At 69.7% G+C, this 1,757-nt stretch carries 2 protein-coding genes; both read left to right on the top strand.

Annotated features, from left to right (window positions below):
- Positions 1 to 477 precede the first annotated feature (477 nt).
- Positions 478 to 939: a DinB family protein gene (locus tag AB1609_22965; GenBank protein ID MEW6049296.1), complete on the top strand. Its 462-nt coding sequence runs from the start codon at positions 478 to 480 to the stop codon at positions 937 to 939.
- Between the two features lie 58 nt (positions 940 to 997).
- Positions 998 to 1,757, top strand: a 760-nt coding sequence (locus tag AB1609_22960; protein MEW6049295.1) for an FAD-dependent oxidoreductase, incomplete at its 3' end; no start/stop codon positions are given.

The raw sequence follows: 1,757 nt of genomic DNA, 5'->3' as shown, positions 1-1,757 counted from the left end.
GCCAATAGCCCGCGGACGCAGCCTACCCTGCGCTGTAAACCGGCTGGTTGAGGTAGGGCGAGCGCAGCGCCTCCCTGTTTGGGCGAACGCCGCCAACGGCCGCCAGCTATGAGGCTCCAGGGGCCGTAAAGCCGCCCAAGATGGCATGGCCAGCACGGGCCCACGGTACGTCAACCCCGCTGAAGCCTGCCTCCTTCAGCCAGGTGAGCTGGTCGAAGAGCGTGGCCGGCTTGTCCAGGCTGGTGCACGCCGCCCTGCGATTGAGCCTTTGGCACAGTACTTTGCCAGCAGGTAAGGAGCCTTCCGGGCCGAACGGCCCATCAGGGAGAGGCAAGGAGACCACGGCGCAGAGCGCACAGAAACTGGCGGGGCTGCTCCAGCGGCTTTGGGAGGAGGGCAGCCCTCATGCTCCTGCGGGCGCTGCAGGGACTGACGCCGCTGGCTGAAGGAGATCGCAGATAGCAGGGGGTGGCCACCGTGCGCATCATTCCCGGGTTCGCGCTCAAGGCCATGAGCGATCGGCCTTTTCAGCTTCTGGACCTGTGCCGCAAGCTTCCCGAAGGCGGATTTCTCTGGAAGCCCTACCCCGGCGTCCGAAGCATCCGGGACGTCCTCGTGCACATGATCGGGGCCGACCGGCATTGGGTCGAGTTCGTCGTGGAGGGCAAGCCCCGGCCGCAGATCGACCCTGACGCGTTGGCTTCGCCCGACGAGGTGGAGCACGCCTTCCGGCCGGTGCGGGAGCACACCGTCGCGTGGATGGCCGGCCTTGACGAGCAGGCCCGCACGGAGACCCGCCGCATCCGCTGGGAGCCCCACGAGGTGACCCTGGAGGCCATCGCCTGGCACCTCATCACCCACGACTTCCACCACAAGGGGCAGGTGTGCACGCGCCTCGCCATGCTCGGGATCGAGGTGCCCGACCTCGACATCATCTGAAGCTACCGTGTTCGACCGGCCGCTCGGCAAGTCGTCTCGGCCGGGGGCGCCTCCGCGCGTGGTCGTGGTGGGGGCGGGGTTCGGCGGGCTGTGGGCCGCCCGGGCTCTGTCCGGCGCTCCGGCTCGGGTGACGATCCTTGACCGCCACAACTTCCATACCTTCTTGCCGCTGCTCTACCAGGTGGCCGCCGCCGAGCTCGAACCCGACGACATCGCCTACCCCGTGCGGGCCATCACACGGCGCCTGCCCGACGTCGATTTCCGCATGACCGAGGTGACCGGCGTCGACCTGGCCGCCCGCCGCGTCCTCACCGCGGATGGCCCCGTTCCCTACGACTACCTCATCCTGGCGGCCGGCAGCCGCACCCACTTCTTCGGCCTGGAGTCCGTCGCCCGCCACGCCTTCGAGCTCAAGGACATCCCCCAGGCCGTTGCCCTGCGCAGCCATATCCTGCGGCAGTTCGAACGGGCCGCGCACGAGCCGGACGGCGAGCGCCGCCGGCGGCTGCTCACTTTCGTGGTGGTGGGCGGCGGGCCTACCGGCATCGAGTTCGCCGGCGCGCTGGCGGAGCTGGTGTACGGCGTCCTGGTGAAGGACTATCCCGGTGTCGACTTCTCGGAGGTGCGCATCGTCCTGCTGGAGGCCGCCGACCGGCTGCTGCCCGCGCTGCCCGCCGCCCTCGGGGAGTACGCCCGGCAGCGGCTGGAGCGCAAGTGGGTGGAGGTGCGCCTGCGGGCTGCCGTCCGGGGCGCCTCGGAGGAAGCCGTTTACCTGGCCGACGGGACATCCATTCCGACCCGCACGCTCGTCTGGACCG

Source organism: Bacillota bacterium (assembly GCA_040754675.1).
Classification (GTDB): Bacteria; Bacillota; Limnochordia; order Limnochordales; family Geochordaceae; genus Geochorda.
This window is presented reverse-complemented; position numbering and strand designations above follow the sequence as displayed.